Origin of the sequence: Marinicella meishanensis, from assembly GCF_019931145.1 — a bacterium.
In the GTDB taxonomy this organism is placed as follows: domain Bacteria; phylum Pseudomonadota; class Gammaproteobacteria; order Xanthomonadales; family Marinicellaceae; genus Marinicella; species Marinicella meishanensis.
In genome coordinates, this window is record NZ_JAIOUV010000006.1 from 199,134 (window position 1) to 216,082 (window position 16,949).

General features: G+C 50.2%; 18 protein-coding genes. 11 read left to right on the plus strand and 7 right to left on the minus strand.

Features of this window, described 5'->3' with window-relative positions:
- Positions 1-3: 3 nt before the first annotated feature.
- Together K7G70_RS11760 and K7G70_RS11765 are read left to right on the plus strand one after the other, a co-directional pair.
- The gene (locus K7G70_RS11760) at positions 4-2,547 is read left to right on the plus strand and encodes a M14 family zinc carboxypeptidase (RefSeq protein WP_223788848.1); all 2,544 of its coding nucleotides are present in this window, start codon (positions 4-6) and stop codon (positions 2,545-2,547) included.
- A gap of 33 nt (positions 2,548-2,580) precedes the next feature.
- Positions 2,581-3,468 (plus strand): SdiA-regulated domain-containing protein, encoded by an 888-nt coding sequence (locus K7G70_RS11765; protein ID WP_223788849.1) that lies wholly within the window; start codon positions 2,581-2,583, stop codon positions 3,466-3,468.
- On the opposite strand, the gene K7G70_RS11770 is transcribed toward K7G70_RS11765, so the two are convergent.
- The 3 genes from K7G70_RS11770 to K7G70_RS11780 form a co-directional block, all read right to left on the minus strand.
- The gene (locus K7G70_RS11770) at positions 3,442-5,733 is read right to left on the minus strand and encodes a M20/M25/M40 family metallo-hydrolase (protein WP_223788850.1); all 2,292 of its coding nucleotides are present in this window, start codon (positions 5,731-5,733) and stop codon (positions 3,442-3,444) included. The genes K7G70_RS11765 and K7G70_RS11770 overlap by 27 nt on opposite strands.
- 99 nt (positions 5,734-5,832) lie before the next feature.
- Positions 5,833-7,086, minus strand: coding sequence for a UDP-N-acetylglucosamine 1-carboxyvinyltransferase (gene murA, locus K7G70_RS11775; RefSeq protein ID WP_223788851.1), 1,254 nt, complete (start codon positions 7,084-7,086; stop codon positions 5,833-5,835).
- Positions 7,087-7,096: 10 nt separating this feature from the next.
- Complete coding sequence (locus K7G70_RS11780) at positions 7,097-7,345, minus strand: BolA family protein (protein WP_223788852.1); 249 nt, start codon at positions 7,343-7,345, stop codon at positions 7,097-7,099.
- A gap of 160 nt (positions 7,346-7,505) precedes the next feature.
- Here K7G70_RS11780 and K7G70_RS11785 point away from each other — a divergent pair, with 160 nt between their 5' ends.
- The 9 genes from K7G70_RS11785 to rapZ all read left to right on the plus strand — a co-directional run bounded on the left by K7G70_RS11785 (position 7,506) and on the right by rapZ (position 13,718).
- Entirely contained in the window at positions 7,506-8,474 is a 969-nt protein-coding gene (locus tag K7G70_RS11785) for a calcium/sodium antiporter (RefSeq protein WP_223788853.1), read from the plus strand.
- Positions 8,471-9,448, plus strand: a complete 978-nt coding sequence (locus K7G70_RS11790) for a KpsF/GutQ family sugar-phosphate isomerase (RefSeq protein WP_223788854.1) — start codon at positions 8,471-8,473, stop codon at positions 9,446-9,448. The genes K7G70_RS11785 and K7G70_RS11790 overlap by 4 nt, the downstream gene beginning before the upstream one ends.
- Positions 9,448-9,978: a KdsC family phosphatase gene (locus K7G70_RS11795; protein WP_223788855.1), complete on the plus strand. Its 531-nt coding sequence runs from the start codon at positions 9,448-9,450 to the stop codon at positions 9,976-9,978. The genes K7G70_RS11790 and K7G70_RS11795 overlap by 1 nt, the downstream gene beginning before the upstream one ends.
- Positions 9,975-10,529, plus strand: coding sequence for an LPS export ABC transporter periplasmic protein LptC (gene lptC / locus K7G70_RS11800; RefSeq protein WP_223788856.1), 555 nt, complete (start codon positions 9,975-9,977; stop codon positions 10,527-10,529). Before K7G70_RS11795 ends, lptC begins: the two co-directional genes overlap by 4 nt.
- Positions 10,510-10,995 (plus strand): LptA/OstA family protein, encoded by a 486-nt coding sequence (locus K7G70_RS11805; protein WP_223788857.1) that lies wholly within the window; start codon positions 10,510-10,512, stop codon positions 10,993-10,995. Before lptC ends, K7G70_RS11805 begins: the two co-directional genes overlap by 20 nt.
- Complete coding sequence (gene lptB, locus K7G70_RS11810; RefSeq protein ID WP_223788858.1) at positions 10,988-11,707, plus strand: LPS export ABC transporter ATP-binding protein; 720 nt, start codon at positions 10,988-10,990, stop codon at positions 11,705-11,707. Before K7G70_RS11805 ends, lptB begins: the two co-directional genes overlap by 8 nt.
- Positions 11,708-12,002: 295 nt before the next feature.
- Positions 12,003-12,329, plus strand: a complete 327-nt coding sequence (gene hpf, locus K7G70_RS11815) for a ribosome hibernation-promoting factor, HPF/YfiA family (protein WP_223788859.1) — start codon at positions 12,003-12,005, stop codon at positions 12,327-12,329.
- A gap of 79 nt (positions 12,330-12,408) precedes the next feature.
- Positions 12,409-12,876: a PTS sugar transporter subunit IIA gene (locus K7G70_RS11820; protein ID WP_223788860.1), complete on the plus strand. Its 468-nt coding sequence runs from the start codon at positions 12,409-12,411 to the stop codon at positions 12,874-12,876.
- Positions 12,858-13,718: an RNase adapter RapZ gene (rapZ, locus tag K7G70_RS11825; RefSeq protein ID WP_223788861.1), complete on the plus strand. Its 861-nt coding sequence runs from the start codon at positions 12,858-12,860 to the stop codon at positions 13,716-13,718. Before K7G70_RS11820 ends, rapZ begins: the two co-directional genes overlap by 19 nt.
- Before the next feature lie 2 nt (positions 13,719-13,720).
- Here rapZ and K7G70_RS11830 read toward each other — a convergent pair whose 3' ends face one another.
- From K7G70_RS11830 to rpsT, 4 genes are all read right to left on the minus strand, one after another.
- On the minus strand, positions 13,721-14,203 hold the full coding sequence (locus tag K7G70_RS11830) for a dihydrofolate reductase (RefSeq protein WP_223788862.1): 483 nt from the start codon (positions 14,201-14,203) through the stop codon (positions 13,721-13,723).
- Positions 14,200-14,994, minus strand: a complete 795-nt coding sequence (locus K7G70_RS11835) for a thymidylate synthase (RefSeq protein ID WP_223788863.1) — start codon at positions 14,992-14,994, stop codon at positions 14,200-14,202. The genes K7G70_RS11830 and K7G70_RS11835 overlap by 4 nt, the downstream gene beginning before the upstream one ends.
- 65 nt (positions 14,995-15,059) lie before the next feature.
- Entirely contained in the window at positions 15,060-16,361 is a 1,302-nt protein-coding gene (locus tag K7G70_RS11840) for a cyclic di-GMP phosphodiesterase (RefSeq protein ID WP_223788864.1), read from the minus strand.
- Positions 16,362-16,604: 243 nt separating this feature from the next.
- The gene (rpsT, locus tag K7G70_RS11845) at positions 16,605-16,868 is read right to left on the minus strand and encodes a 30S ribosomal protein S20 (RefSeq protein WP_223788865.1); all 264 of its coding nucleotides are present in this window, start codon (positions 16,866-16,868) and stop codon (positions 16,605-16,607) included.
- Positions 16,869-16,949 lie beyond the last annotated feature (81 nt).

Consider the following 16,949-nt stretch of genomic DNA (forward strand, 5'->3'; position numbering starts at 1 on the left):
TTCATGTATCACAAACTCATCGCATTCATCGCCGCCGTGACCCTGTCACCCAGTCCGGTTCAGGCATTCAGCCAAGAGCTGCCTGCAGGTGATGGCCCGTGGATTGTGTTGTTGGCTTATGAAGACAAAGACGCGGTGTTGGATTTGAACCCCGACTACGATTTGTGGCGCATCGATGAGAAGAATCAAACCGTGTTGCTGATGGTGGATGAGGCCGCCGATTATCAGCAGCTGCTGGATTTGGGCTTCAGCCTGAAACCACATGATGAGTTGATGCGGCAGCACGCCGCCATCCGGGAGCAGGAGTTTCAAGGGCGATTGCCCATCGATGGCTTTCCCTGTTACCGCACGGTGGCCGAAACCTATGCCGCCATGACCACCATGCAAAGCACCTATCCGCAACTGGTCACCTTGGTAGACATCGGTGATTCCTGGCACAAAACGGAGCCGGGCGGCTTACCAGGACATGACATGCAAGTGGTGAAAATCACCAATGCCAATGTGATTGATCCGAACAAACCCATTTTATATGCCATGGGGGCGATTCACGCCCGTGAATATCCCACCGCTGAATTGGTCACCCGCTTTGCCGAGCACTTGTTGGCCAATCATGGGGTGGACCCTGACGTGACCTGGTTGGTTGATCACCACGAAATCCATTTGTTGTTGCAAGGCAACCCGGATGGTCGGGAAATCTCCGAGAACCAAAATTTTCCCAACCAACGCAAAAACCGCAATGAAAACCACTGCTTTGGCGGCAACCAACAAGGGGTGGACATGAACCGCAATTTCTTGTTCCGTTGGAATCAAGGCAGCGGTTCCAGCAGCAATCAGTGCAGTGAAGTGTACCGAGGACTCTCAGCTGTCAGTGAGCCGGAAACCACCGCCATCAATGAGTACATCAAAACTTTGTTTCCCGACGACCGCCCGGATGATTTGGTCACCGCCGCGCCATTGACCAAGCCCGGCGTTTATTTGGACATCCACAATGTGGCCGAACTGACCTTGTTCCCATTTGGCTATTCCAATGGCGCCGGACAAGCACCCAATCACGACCAACTGCGCACCCTGGCGCGGCGCATGTCGTATTTCACCGGTTATCGTCCCGAGCAATCCAATGCCTCATTGGGTGGTGCCGATGGCGCCTCAGATGACAACGCCTATGGCACCTTGGGGGTGGCGGCATTCACCATTGAGTTGGGAGAAGGGGGCTTTTATTCCAGTTGTTCGGCTTTTGAAAACACCATTTGGCCGGATAATTTGGGGGCCATGATTTATGCCGCCAAAGTCGCCCGCATGCCTTACATCACAGCCTCAGGCCCGGATGTGATTGATTTGCCACAAACCACCATCGAAGTGGCCGCCGGACAGTCTTTCGCGGTCAGTGGCACCGCCACCGATACCCGGTTCAATGGTTCCAATGGCACCGAAGCCACCCACAACATCACCGCGGTGAAAGCCTATTTGGGCACCCCTTCCTGGCAAGCCGGTGCGGTGGCCATTGACATGACGGCAGCCGATGGCACGTTCAACAGCAGCACCGAGGGCTTTGTCGGCAGCATCGACACCACCGGTTTGTCGCCCGGTCAATACACGGTTTGGTTTGAAGCCAGTGACGACGGTGCGGTCGGCACCAACAACGGCATCACCGGTGTCCCAGCGGCCATCTTCATCGAGGTATTGGATCCCGCCAACATCGGCACCATCAGCGGTTTGGTGCGCGATGACAGCACCTTCCTGCCCATTGAACAAGTCCTGGTCGAATACGCCGGACAACAGACGTTTACCGACATGGCCGGTAACTACAGCGTGCAAACCGCGGCCACCACCAGTGATTTGACCTTCAGTAAAGCAGGTTATTTCAGCCAGTCCATTATCGATGTGGCCACCATGGGTGGCATGACCACCGAACAAAATGTGTTGTTGGAACCGGTGTGTGAAACCGAATTTTTGTACACCGACGTGGAAGCGTACAGCAACATCGGTCAAGCCACAACTGACGGCTGGTCGGTACTGATGGATGTGGGCAGCAACGATTGGCGGGTAGAAAGTGGCGACAACAACACCAATGGCGGCACCCGGGCTTTTGTGGCCACCAACATCGGTTCAACTTCTGACAGCAGTTTGGTGACCCCAGAGATGGCCTTGACCGAACAAGCGGAACTGACTTTCTGGCACAAACACCAATTTGAATCGAGCAACGACGATTACGATGGTGGGGTGTTGGAAATCAGCACCAATGGTGGCACCAACTGGAATGACTTGGGCAGTGCCATTACCCAGAACGGGTACAATGGGACTTTGAGCGCCAATTTCCAAAACCCCTTGGGTGGACGCCCGGCCTTTGTCGACACCCTGGGCAGTTTCACCGAGGTGAAAGTGGATTTGTCGGCTTATGACGGTCAAACGGTGTTGATTCGCTGGCGTTTGGGTACCGATGAGACAGTGGCCGCTGGCGATTGGAAATTGGATGACATCAAGGTGGTGGCAGCCGGTGTGTGTCCAGGACCTTCTGACTTGATTTTTGCCGATGATTTTGAGGGTTGATGACCCGTCTTTGAGTCCTACTGAGTGATGAATATGATCAAATTATGGATGTTGTTGTTCATTTGGGATGGTGAAATGAGTCACCAACCACAGCCGGTGGCTGATTATGCCGTTTATCCGATTCGGGTCAATCACCCATTTGAACCGTCCGGCTTGACCATCAAAAATGAGCGGCTGTATACCATCTGTGATGATTCCAATCAGATCTATGCCTTGACGGTCAACGACACCGACGCCACGGCCCGCGCCGAATTGGCCATAGACCGTGAGTCATTGGGAGTGGAAAGCCTGGATTTGGAAGCCATCACTGCCGTGGGTGATGACTTTTTTGTGGTCAGCGAAGTGCATCACCGCATGATCAAAGTCAACCAACTAGGCAGCCAATGGGTGCCAGCGGCAGACAGCATTTACCAACCGGCCTTTGCCGCTGGTTTGTTCCAGGTGCACAATGCCGGCATGGAGGCCTTGGTGCATTTGGGTGGTCAACGTTTTTTACTGGCCGTGGAGCGGCAGCCACGCGGCTTGATTGACGTCACTTTCGATGAACAGTTCCAAACCATTACCCAGCAAATTAACCAGGTGTACGATAACAGTGACCACCCATTACAAGGCGCCCGCAAACCGGATTTCACTGGCTTGTATTTACATGGTGGAACGTTGTATGCCTTGCACCGCAATGCCTATGTGGTGCATGAATTGATCCAAGATGAGCATGGTAATTACCGGGAAGGGCGGGCCTGGTCCTATGAACACATCGTCAAGAGTTTTGACCACAGTTACCAAGACATGAGTTTTGGCCAGGCCGAAGGTTTGGCCGTTGATGATGATCACTTTTATCTGGTGATTGATAACAACAACCAACCCAAATTGAAAAACCCCAATGACAACAGCCCTTTATTGATCAAAATCAAACGCAAATGATTGCACCACCACGGCGTTGTCCGAAGCGATGAATGGTTTTTGGATTTGGTGAGGCGGTCTGGCTGACAGCCCATATGCCGCTTGTTCCAACAAATCATAACTGTGGGTCTGTAACTGCCAAGCCACTGGGTCATCCAGCTCAATTTCCAGATTCAACACCAGCTCCTTTTTGTTGTCAAAATGATACTGCAACCACCGCTGACCCGCTTGGATTTTCAGTGGCTCTGGCAACACCGCCAAACGCCCTTCAATGGCCAGCCGATGGATGGTCATGGGAGCGGTGGCATAGATGTCCAGCAGCTGGCTGTTGCCATGGGCATTGAGGCGCAACTGAAAAGCACGGCGTTGCTGTTGTCGCAGTGGCGGCTGTAAAGTCACGCCGATGGGTGGTAATGCGATCGGTTGATCCAGCTGGGCCAAGTGGCGCACCGGTTTGCGGTATTGTTGACTGAACTGCTGGCGGTCTGCCGCGCTGACTGGGTTCGCGAACAGGTCATCATGCCAGCCGGAGAAAGTCACATCGTAGTTGTAGTAGTGGCCGGTTTGTTGATCGTGGTCATACAAGTAGGACAAACTGGTCGGGTGTGGTTGGTCCTCGCTGATGGGGGCTTGTCGGACCATCTCGGCCACCAAATACAAGACCGGTATGGCCAGCATGACCAGGGCTTGCCAGACCCCTTTCATGGGGCTGATCAGGTACACCATCAAAGCCAGTAACCAAGCCAGCAACACCGCCGTCAAAGGCAAGGCGTCCACGCCCATGGCGATCGGTAAGTTGATCAATATACTGCCCATCAATAGCCAGCTCAAAACCGCCATAACCGGTGCCAATTGTTCAGTCATGCGCGGCCAAAGGGGGCCAGTCAGCAACAACACACTGGCCAACAGAACCGGCCAAATCAATAAACCGGCTCCAGGTAAATGGTACACCAAGGGCAGCAACATCAACCACCACCACATCACCGCCATCAACAGCTGTTGGTGCCGGTTTTTGGGATTCAGTGCCGCGTACACAGCAAACGTGATGATGCCAGCAGCGACCAAACAAGCCAACATCATGGCGTGACCTTGGTAGGGAAAACCTTGCATCACGTCTTGGGTCACTGGCACCCACCAGGCAATCAACCACAACAGCAACCAACAGATGCCATAGGCCAACAAAGCCGACAGCAACAAAGGCCAAATGCGGGCCAACAAATTGCGTTGCCCACTGGCCATTGAGCGGTTGGAGCTGAGGGCGCCAATCAACCAAAACAAGGCAATTAAGCCCAGCAACACCCAATTAAAGACGATGGGATAACTGACCAGGCCAAGCAAAGGAATGGTGAAATAAACCAACGATTCTGAGCTTTTCATGGTGCGCAAGTCCAGGTCGGCAAAATGTTTCAGCAGGCTGTGGGTTTGGATGGCTTGTTGGGCCAAAGTATCCAGTGACAGGTTGGCCAAATTGTCTTCGCTGGTGTGGTAGTGGTAATGGCCATCGATGAAGGCCAGGTTGAACCCATTGATGCCGCCCAGTTGATTGAACGGGGTCAAATCGGTGTCATTGGGCAGCTGGCGATAAATTTCGTAATGCAGAGAGGTGGTCACCGGTAAAGGCACATTGGCTGCCGCAAAGGCCTCGATCATGGCTCGATTGCCGCCTTGGGTTTCCGGCCACATCATCACCGGTCCGCTGGTGCCACGCGCCTCCAGGTTGATGATCAAGCCGATGTCTTGGTTGGCCAAACGTTCATTGACAAAGGCCAAAGCACCCAATAAGCCAATTTCTTCAGCGTCGGTGAACAGCAAGATGATGTTGTTGGTGGCTTGTCGTTTGGTTTTGATGTGGGCATTGGCGGCTTCCAAAATGGAGGCCACCCCACTGGCGTCATCACCGGCGCCGGTGGCAGCAAAGCGGGCGGCATCGTAATGGGCCATCAACATCAAGGCGGGCCGACTGGGGTCGCTGCCTGGAATGGTGGCCATGACATTGGCCACTGGCGCCGCTCTTTTGTTCTTGGGGTGATAGCTGATGCTGCGGTGCCGCACCACTTGCAGGCCCATCTGCTGCAGTTGATCGATGATGTAATGCTGCACATCTTGGTGGAAGTAATCACCCACTGCGCGAGGACCTTGGGTGATGCGGTCCACATGCCCGATCACGTTTTCAAAAAACAAACCGTCAAAAAACAAGTCAGGCGGGGTGTTGGTCGGCTTGGACAAATGGTAAGTGCCCCAAGCAATCAGGGTGAACAGAGCCAGGTAAAATGTATTTTTGAGCATTGTTTACGGACTGAATTATTGACCCAATCACCTTAACACAAATCCCTGATTGGCAGGCAGCCAATTTGACCTCTGGAAGCCGCTTGCCAGGTGCCGAAATCAGCTGCGGATGATTTTGGCCCCCAACTGGTTGAGCTTTTCTTCAATTGCTTCATAACCCCGGTCTATGTAGTGAATGTCATGCACCGCGGTTTGGCCATGGGCGGCCAGACCAGCCAAGACCAAAGAAGCCGAAGCCCGCAAGTCGGTGGCCGTGACCGGTGCGCCACTGAGGTGATCAACGCCCTTGATGATGGCTTGGTTGCCTTCCACATGGATGTTGGCACCCATTCTGATCAACTCCTCGACGTGCATGAAGCGATTTTCAAACAAAGTCTCAGTGATGACACTGGTGCCTTCGGCGATGGCGTTCAAAGCACAGAATTGGGCTTGCATGTCGGTGGGGAAGGCCGGGTGGGGGGCGGTTCTGATGTCCACCGGCTGAGGGCGTTTGCCATGCATTTCTAAGGTCACAGAATCGGTGGCGGTGGTGATGGTGGCGCCGGCCTCGGTGAGTTTGTCGAACACCGCATCGAGATCGTCATTGCATGAGTTTTGGATGGTGATGGCGCCGCCGGTGATGGCCGCAGCCACCAAAAAGGTGCCAATTTCAATGCGGTCAGGCATCACTTCATGGTGGGTGCCAGTCAGTTGATCCTTGCCTTGAACATAAATTTTCGAGGTGCCGACGCCTTCGATTTCAGCGCCCATGGCCGACAGATATTTGGCCAGGTCAACCACCTCAGGCTCAATGGCGGCATTTTCGATCAAAGTTTCACCCTGGGCTAAGGTGGCGGCAATCAAGATGTTCTCAGTACCGGTCACCGTGACTTTTTCCATCACGATGCGGTTGCCTTTGAGGCGATCACAAGTGGCCAATATGTAGCCGTCTTGGACGTCAATGTGGGCGCCCATGGCTTGCAGCCCTTTGATGTGCAAATCCACCGGTCGGGCACCAATCTGACAACCACCCGGTAAGGACACTTTGGCTCGACCGTGGCGGGCCACCAATGGCCCCAGGGCGAGGATCGATGCGCGCATGGTTTTAACCGTCTCATACGGCGCAGTTTGGTTGGTCAAATGATCGGTACAGATGGTGATGTCGGCATGGTGATCCACTGTCAATTGGGCCCCCATTTGCACCAACAATTCATTCATGGTGGTGACGTCATGCAAGTGTGGCACATGCGAAATGTGAGATTCGCCTTGGCCCACGATGGTGGCAGCCAAAATGGGCAGCACCGCATTTTTCGCGCCAGAGGCTGTGATTGTGCCGTTGATGGTGTGGCCACCGGTGATGGTGATTTTGTTCATGCTGGGTTCCTTATTGGGCTTGATGCAAACGTTGGTACTCATCGGGAGTCAGTGCCTTGATGCTCAATGCATGGATGTCTGACGCCATGTGTTGTCCCAAAGCCTGGTAAATCATGCGGTGTCGTTTGATTTTCATCAATCCGTCAAAATCAGCTGAAACCACCACGGCTTCATAATGCCGACGATCTTCGCCATGAACTTCAATGTGTTCACAATTGATCTGTGCTGAAAGTAATTTTTTGACTTCGTCTGGGTGCATGAATCACAATTGTTTGTTTGTTGAGCGCGAATGATATTGTAAAATAGACCGTTTATAAAGAGGTTGTGCCCATTTTTTATCAAATGGGGCAGCTGCAGGTGCGCAACCAATTGACCGGTATAACTTGCTCACATCTTGAAAGGATAATTTGAACTGACGTATGCTGATTTCTACACTGTATTTGGTGGCGGGGCTTGCCTTGCTCATTTACGCCGCCGATAAGTTTGTATTGGGTGCTGCTTCGACTGCCAAACACATGGGGGTTTCCACCATGCTGGTGGGCTTGATCATTGTGGGATTTGGTACGTCGGCACCAGAAATGGTGGTGTCAGCCATCGCTTCTTTTAAAGGCAACTCAGGCCTGGCCTTGGGCAATGCCGTGGGTTCCAACATCACCAACATCGCCTTGGTCTTGGGGGTGGGTTTATTGATCGTGCCCATGAGTATCAAATCGCAAACCATCAAGCGGGAAATGCCCATCTTGTTGCTGGTCACATTGATGGTGCTGTTTTTGTTGCTGGACATGAAGCTCTCGTTCGTCGATGGGGTGATCTTGATCACCAGCATGTTCGTGGTCACCGGCTTTTTGCTGATGATTGGTATGAAAACCAGCAAAGACGAGTTTACCGATGAATTCGAGGCTGAGTACGATCTGGACATCAGCATAAACAAAGCCATCGCCTTTTTGATTTTTGGCATCATCACTTTGCCCATTGCATCCCAGGCCATGGTCACAGGCGCCACCGACATTGCGGTGTTATTTGGGGTTTCCGACATGGTCATTGGCTTGACCATTGTGGCCTTGGGCACCTCATTGCCGGAACTGGCTGCCACAGTGGCCAGTGCCATGAAAAGAGAACATGATTTGGCCATCGGTAACATCGTGGGTTCCAACATGTTCAACCTGTTGGGGGTGATTGGCATTTCGGGCTTGATTCGTGAGTACGAGTTCACCGCGCATTTCATCAAATATGATTATTTCTACATGTTGATGCTGACGGTGTTTTTGTTCCTGGCATCGGTGTATTTTGTGTTGAAGGATCGCTTTATTTCGCGAATCATTGGTTTGGTTTTGGTGTTGATGTATATTAGCTACATGATCTGGCTTTATTTCAGTGAGGGCATATGAAGGTCCTGGATGCCGAGCAAATCTTACAACAAGCACAAACCGTGTTTGCCATTGAGCAAGCGGGTTTGCAGAACATGCAACAAAACCTGGGTGGAGCCTTTGTTGATGCAGTGAACACCATCATGGCTTGTCATGGCCACGTGGTGGTCATTGGCATGGGCAAGTCGGGCCACATCGGCAACAAAATTTCTGCCACCTTGGCGTCCACCGGCACCCCGGCATTTTTTGTGCATCCGGGCGAAGCCAGTCACGGCGATTTGGGTATGATCACCGCCGGAGATGTGGTGCTGGCGATTTCCAACTCAGGCGAGACCGAAGAGGTGTTGACCATTTTGCCGGTGATCAAGCGCATGGGGGCGCAGTTGATTTCCATGACCGGGAAACCGGATTCCAGTTTGGCCGCCAACTCAGACATTCATCTGGACATTTCGGTGCCAGAAGAAGCCTGCCCCCTGGGCTTGGCTCCGACTTCCAGCACCACCGCGACCTTGGTCATGGGCGATGCTTTGGCGGTGACTTTGTTGGAACTGCGAGGATTCACCAAAGAAGACTTTGCCCGCTCACACCCAGCCGGTTCGCTGGGTAAAAAGTTGTTGTTGGGCATCGAAGATGTGATGCGCACCGGTGAGGCCATACCACAAGTGGATCAACAAGCCAGTTTCAGTGAAGCTTTGTTGGAAATGAACAGCAAGGGTTTGGGCATGACCGCCGTGACCAGCAACCACCAAGTGGTTGGGGTCTTCACGGACGGTGATTTGCGCCGCACTTTGAATGCCTTTGAACAATTCAAACAAAAGCCGATAGGCGAGTTGGCCACCTTGAATCCAGTGATGATTAAACAAGACAAAATGGCCGTTGAGGCGGCTCAAATCATGGAAACACATAAAATTCATTCGCTGTTGGTGGTGGATGATGACAACCATTTGGTGGGTGCCTTGAACATCCATGATTTACTGCGAGCAGGAGTGGTTTGATGGCAAAGAAGAACGACATGCTGGCTTTGGCCAAGCCGATTAAATTGGTCATTTTTGATGTCGATGGGGTGTTGACCGATGGCGGTCTGTATTTCACCGACGATGGCCGCGAAATCAAAAAATTTAATGTCAAAGATGGTTTGGGCATTTCCATGTTGGTGAAAAAGGGCGTGGAAGTGGCGGTGATCACAGGCCGCAGTTCAGTGATTGTGGCTGATCGGATGAAATCTTTGGGCGTCAACCATGTCTATCAAGGCAGAATGAATAAATTGGAAACCTATGAAAACCTGAAAGTGGCCTTGGGCATCACCGACGAAGAAGCCGCTTTTGTGGGTGATGACGTGATTGACCTGCCCATCATGTCACGATGTGGCTTACCAGTGGCCGTGGCCGATGCCCATGAAGAGGTCAAAGCGGTGGCCAAGTTGACTTTGGCACAATGCGGTGGCGCGGGTGCTGGACGGGCTGTTTGTGACTTGATCATGCAAGCCCAAGGCCTCAGCCATGACTTCACCCAAAGTCAACAATGACTGAAACTTCCCGCTTCAAGCAATTGATGTTGTTCGGTTTGTTGGCGGTGCTGAGCTATGGTCTTTACCAGCGGTATTTCCATGTTGATGCCAGTGAGCGGTTCAAACCCTTCACCAAAGGTTATGCCTTGACTGGGGTGGTGATCAAATCCACCGATGACAGCGGCCAGGTCGTGACCACAGTCCGTTCGCCAACCATCACCCATTATGCCGACACCGAAGTCACCGTCATTGACCAACCCAATGTCACCCTGCACGAAAGCCAAGGTGATTGGGTGTTCACTTCCTCGGTGGGTGAAATCAACCCCAACAAGACGGAAATTTTTTTCCCCAACCGCGTGCGCATTGAATTGGCCAGCCCCACCGAGCAAGCCGTCACTGTGGATACCAGTGCTTTGCTGGTCGATGTGACCCGCAAAACCGGGACCACCGACAACCCTCTGGTGGTCACACAATTGGGTTCGAAATTGCGGGGCTTGGGTGCGGTGGTGAACTTTAATCAACAAGAAATCGAGTTACTGAGTGAAATGTATGCAGAATTTGAAAATTAATGGGATTGTTTTGGCCTTGTTGTCGGTGACAGCAGTGCAGGCACTGGACAGTGACCGCCAACAAAAAGTCATTGTGCAAGGTCCGGGTTGTGTGACCAAGTTGAAACAGAACGAAACCGATTGCCCCAAAGGGCTGACCATCGAGCAGGGCAGTCTGTTGATCAAATCAGCGGCCGGCACCATTTACCACAAAGACAAGGGCATTGACCGGGTGTTGATGTCAGGCAATCAGGTGTATATGGAACAAATGATGGAAGACAATGAAAAAATGGTGATTCGCGCCAATCAGGTGGATTACCGCAAAGCCAGTGAAAAAGTCTTTCTCAGTGGCAATGTCAGCATCACCAGCGCCATTGGGGTGACCACCGGTGAAAACATCGAGTTTGATTTACGCACCCAAGAAATCACCTCCACCGGCGATGCCAACACCCAGTTCAAAATGGAAATTGATCAAAACAATGATTAAAGCGCAACAAATCGTCAAAAGCTACAAAAAGCGGCAGGTCATTGCCGGGGTGTCTTTTGCCGTGCGTCAGGGTGAAGTGGTGGGTTTATTGGGACCCAATGGAGCCGGTAAGACCACATGTTTTTACATGGTGGTCGGGTTGATCCCGGTCGATCGTGGACAAATCATCATCGATTCTTTGGATGCCACCAAGTATGGCATGCATGAACGGGCCAAACTGGGCTTGGGCTATCTGCCACAAGAGGCGTCGGTGTTTCGCAAGCTGACGGTCAAAGACAACATCATGGCGGTGTTGCAATTGCGCAAAGACCTCACCCAGGCCCAGAAAGAATACCGTTGTTTGGAGCTGATGGAAGAATTGAATGTGGAGCACGTCAAGAGTCAGCTGGGCATCAGTTTGTCGGGCGGCGAACGGCGGCGGGTGGAAATTGCTCGGTCCTTGGCCATGGAACCCAAATACATCTTGCTGGATGAGCCATTTGCTGGGGTGGATCCAGTTTCAGTTATTGACATCCAAAAGATTGTTTATCATTTAAAAAGCAAACAAATAGGGGTCTTGATCACCGACCACAACGTGCGAGAAACCTTGGGCATTTGTGACCGCGCTTACATCCTCAATGACGGCCAGATGTTGACCGAGGGCAAACCGGAACAAATCATCTCCAATCCTGACGTCAAAAGGGTTTATTTGGGCCAAGATTTTTCCATGTGAAGCAGGCGGTTTGGCTTGCTATTGTGGCCTTGTTTAGGTATATTGAATATACAGGAGCCACATGAAAGTCATCAATTCAGATCATTTTTTCAAAGCCACAGCCATACTGATTTCTTCTTGTGCCAAGGTTTTGAATCCAAGCCATCAGGCTCCGTTACACCAAACAACACAGTTCCCCAAAACCGCGTCTTCACTGCCACGTCTTCACCCATGCCGGTTGTCGACAACCCTGACACAGACCATTGGGGAGTTTCATTAAGTTGAGCCAAGGGCTCAAAGCAAGAGGTACAGTCATATGCATTTAACAATCACTGGTCACCAATTAGAAGTCACCGAACCCATCAGAAATTACATAGAAACCAAATTTGAGCGCATCAAAAGACATTTTGATCAAGTGTTGAATGCGCATGTGATCATCAGTGTAGAAAAAGTAAGACACAAGTCAGAAGCAACCATGCATATTGGGGGCAAAGATTTCTTTGCCGATTCAACCGAAGACCACCTGTACAAATCAATCGATTTGTTGGTGGATAAACTGGACAAACAAATCCGTCGGCATAAAGACAAAGTGACCGACCATCACCGTGAAGAAGCGTTTAAAATGAACCAGGTCAGTTACTGACCACCCAACTCATTGAGATAAACCCCAAGGCTTAACCGGTTGTCAACAACCGTTGGTTAGGCCTTTTTAATTGAACCACATGAAAATCATTGATTTACTGGAAGAAGATAAAATGATCATCAATCATCATTTTATCAGCAAGAAAAGGTTGTTTGAGACCATGGCCAATTTGTTGGCCAATGAACATGGCGAAAGCCTCAAGATTTACCACAGCTTTGTCGACCGTGAAAAACTGGGGAACACCTCTTTGGGCAATGGTGTGGCCGTGCCCCATGGCAAATGTTTGGCCGAAAATGACCTCAGGGCATGTGTTATAAAAATGGCACAACCCATTGATTATGAAAGCATTGATGATGTAAAGGTTAGTTTGATTATCGGCATCGCTTTCCCTGAAAGAATCACCAAACAACACCAGGAGCTGATGAAGGAAACGGCGTATTTATTTCGCCAGCACCGCTTGTATAAAAATTTGATATTGGCCGAGGATCGTGAACAATTGACCGACGCCATTTTGAAAGGCTTTCAATTATGCAACAATTGGTCATAGTCACGGGTCTGTCAGGCGCCGGCAAAACGGTGGTCCTCAGGTCGTTGGAAGACATGGAATTTTATTGTGTCGATAACCTGCCGGTGAACATGCTGCATCAGTTGGCGCAAAACATCAGTGCCGACCAAGAGTTTTACCCCAAGGTGGCTGTGGGCATTGACATCCGCAACAAAAACAGCGATTTGAATGCCTTCAATGAGCTCTTAGAGAGCATTGATCAAAGTGCTTTAAAGATCAAAATAATTTTTTTGTCGGCCGATCCCAAGACCATTCTCAAACGGTATTCTGAAACCCGCAGGCGCCACCCTTTGTCCACTGACCAGCACAAGTACAGCCTGACTGAGGCCATCAAAATTGAAAACCAGTTGATGAGTGAGTTCAAGGCCCATGCTGATTTGATCATCGACACCAGTCAATTAAAAATACAACAGTTGAAGCAACAGATCTGGCAAATCATGAGTCAGCGCAATGAAAGCGTCAGTGTCATAGTCAAATCATTTGCCTTCAAACGGGGGGTGCCCTTTGATGCCGACTTTGTGTTCGATGCGCGTTGTTTACCGAACCCCTATTGGCATGCCGAATTGCGCAACCTGACTGGTCAGGATGCCGCAGTGAAACAATTCCTGCAGCAAGAATCCATCGTCCAAGAATATTTGGATGACCTGTGTTATTTTGCCAAGAAATGGATCAGTGAGTTTCAAGCCAATGACCGCAGTTACATCACCATTGCCATCGGTTGTACCGGCGGTCAACACCGTTCGGTGTTTTTGGTGGAGTCTTTACATGAGTTTTTGGAACGCAAATCAATCCAAAACATGTTGCAGCACCGTGAATTGAACTGACTTCAATCGTTGACTCTGCGATAAAACACAAAATCAAATGCCCAGTCCGGGTGGTCCACTGCTGGCGGGTGGTTGGTCAACCGGTCCACTTGCCATGCAGCCCAATTGACCTCGGGGAAATGGGTGTCGCCACTCAATTCAGCTTGAATTCGGGTGATGATCATGTGGGTCGCTTGGGGCAGCATCAATTGGTAGATTTTGGCCCCCCCAATGACCATCAATTCATCGACCTCAGGCAAGGCGTTCAGGTCGGTGATGGTGGTGAAACCTTTGCGGTGAAATGATGGGTTGCGACTGAGCACCCAATTCTCCCTACCCGGCAGGGCAAACGGCAGGGACTCACAAGTTTTGCGTCCCATCAACAGGGTTTTGCCCATGGTTTGTTGCTTGAAAAACTGCAGATCTGCGGGTAAATGCCATGGCAATTGATTGTCTTTGCCAATCAATTGCTGGCGATCCATCGCCGCAATCAGGGTGATCTTCATACCGCCACCACACCTTTGATGTGTGGATGGGCCTGGTAGTTGATCAATTCAAAGTCATCAAATTGAAAGGCGAACAGATCAGTCACGTCAGGATTGATGTGCATGGTTGGTAAGTCAAAAGTGGAGCGCGACAATTGTTCCTTGATTTGTTCCATGTGGTTGCTGTAAATGTGCGCATCGCCAAAGGTGTGGACAAATTCGCCGGGCTGTAAGTCACAGACTTGTGCCATCATCATGGTCAACAAGGCATAGGAGGCGATGTTAAAGGGCACCCCCAAAAACACATCGGCACTGCGTTGATAGAGTTGGCAGGACAGGCGCCCTTCGGTCACGTAAAATTGGAACAAGCAATGGCAAGGGGGCAGGGCCATGTGATCGACATCGGCCACATTCCAGGCGCTGACGATGTGGCGTCTGGAGTCGGGGTTGTTTTTGATTTGTTGCAACAGCAGAGAAATCTGGTCAACTGTTTCGCCATTGGGCGTGGGCCAGGAACGCCATTGGTGGCCATAAACCGGGCCCAAGTCGCCATGCTCATCGGCCCACTCATCCCATATCCGCACACCATGGTCCTTTAAATATTGGATGTTGGTGTCACCTGCCAAGAACCACAGCAGCTCATGAATGATGGATTTGAGGTGCAGTTTTTTGGTGGTAAGAACTGGAAAGCCCTGCTGCAAATCGAAGCGCATTTGGTAACCAAACACACTGCGAGTACCGGTGCCAGTGCGGTCAGATTTGTCGACGCCGTGATCCAGGATGTGTTGGGCAAAATCCAAATACTGCTGCATAAAAAAACCTTGTTATAAAGCGAATTATTATAACAAGGTTTTGTGTTTTTAAACCGGTAATTAGATTATGCGGTCAGCAGTTTTTGTACCAAGTTGCGGTTGTTGAAGCTGCTGATGATGTCATCCACATTGATGTCCAATGCATCGGCTTTCAAAGCGCCAGTGATACAAGGTCTTTCTTTGTTGGAGAACATGGCTTTCTTCGACAAATCAACAAACTTGGGTTTCTCTAGTGTTTTGTTTTGTGTGTCTTTGATCAACAGCACTTCAGGCTTCAGGCGTTTCTCTTTGTTGTGAGAAAGCACCAGGCCGGTTGAGCCGTCAGACAACTGCACCACTGAACCCGCAGGGTACAAGCCAATGGCTTGAATGAACTCATCAACCAACTTACCACTGAACAGTTTGTTGCGTTGTTTAAACAACCATTCCATCGCGTGTGAAGAGGTGTAGGTTTGACCGTATGGTTTTTTGCTGGTCATGGCGTCAAAGGTGTCAACGATACCAGCAATTTGACCAAAGGCTGGGATTTCGTCTCCCACCAAGCCATAAGGATACCCACTGCCATCGAAACGCTCATGGTGGGTTTCGGCAATGGTCAGAATGTTGTGATCCAAGGTGCGGTCTTTGGCCAGCATCTCTACGCCCAACTCGACATGAGATTCAAACAGCTTGCGCTCTTCATCGGTCAATGCTTCGGCTTTTTCCAACAGTTTGCGGCTCAACTTGGTTTTACCAATGTCTGCCAACAACACACCAGAGACCAAGATCTCTAATTGGTCTTCGCGAACACCCAAATGTCTGCCGAACACGGCTGACAAGATGGCGGAGCGCAGTGAGTGACCATAGATATACTGGCCTTTTTCTTTCAACTGGGTCAACCACACCAAAGTGTTGGGGTTGCGAATGACTGAATTGACCACCTGCGAGGCAATCTGCTTGGTTTTCTTGATGTTCAAACCTTTGCCTACGCGCAAGTTGAAGCTGGTTTCTTCAATGGCGCTGTTCAGGTCGATCATTAAATTGTGTGCGGGACCAAACTCTTTCTTGATGGGCTTTAAAGCTTGAGTGTAATAGTCATGTTTTACGATGAAAGGTTTGATGCGTCCGCGGTATTTGTTGCCGACTTCTTTTTTGCGCAGCAGTGGCGAGGGTTTTGAAATTTCTGGCTCACTGTTCAGGGACTTGCCTTTTTCAACGTCAATGTAAACAAATTCACAAAACGCTTTCAGGTCCCTGATTTCATTTTGGCTGCGGATGTAGAAGCCTTGGAACGGGAATGGGGTATCGAGCCAAGATCTGTCAAGTTTGCATACATACATGCCCACTTTCAGAAATTTAACCGATATTTTTTCTTTTTCAATATTCATGATATTGCTCAAACAATCATTATAGTTATGCCCAGTGTCGATATTAACACGGTTTTTCTAAGAAATGAGTGACGAAATTCACATTTTTTGCAAATCATTGACTTTTTTTGTCACGTTTTGTGAGCGGATCGCGAATTTGACGCTGGAACTGACAGAAGATGTCAGAAAATGAGATTAAAACAGGTGTGAAATATGGTACACGCCAGATGTTCAAACCTGGCGTGTTTATTGACTTTGCGCGGGTTAAGACATCGCCTTGATTTTTGCATTTAAACGACTTTTGTGTCTTGCAATTTTGTTTTTGTGGTACAAGCCTTTTCTGGCCACACCATCAACCACTGGAACCATGGCTTTGAAAAGCTCTTGAGCAGCGGCTTTGTCACCACCCTCAATGGCCGCAATTACTTTTTTCATTGATGTGCGTGCTTTTGAGCGCAAGCTCATGTTATGCTGCCTGTTTTTAGCAGCTTGTCTAACGCGTTTTCTTGCAGATGCTGAATTTGCCAAACCTATTTCTCCTTAACAACAAGAATTTTAAAAAACGCGGCATTTTCCCACTAATGCCATGATTAGTCAACATGGATAGGT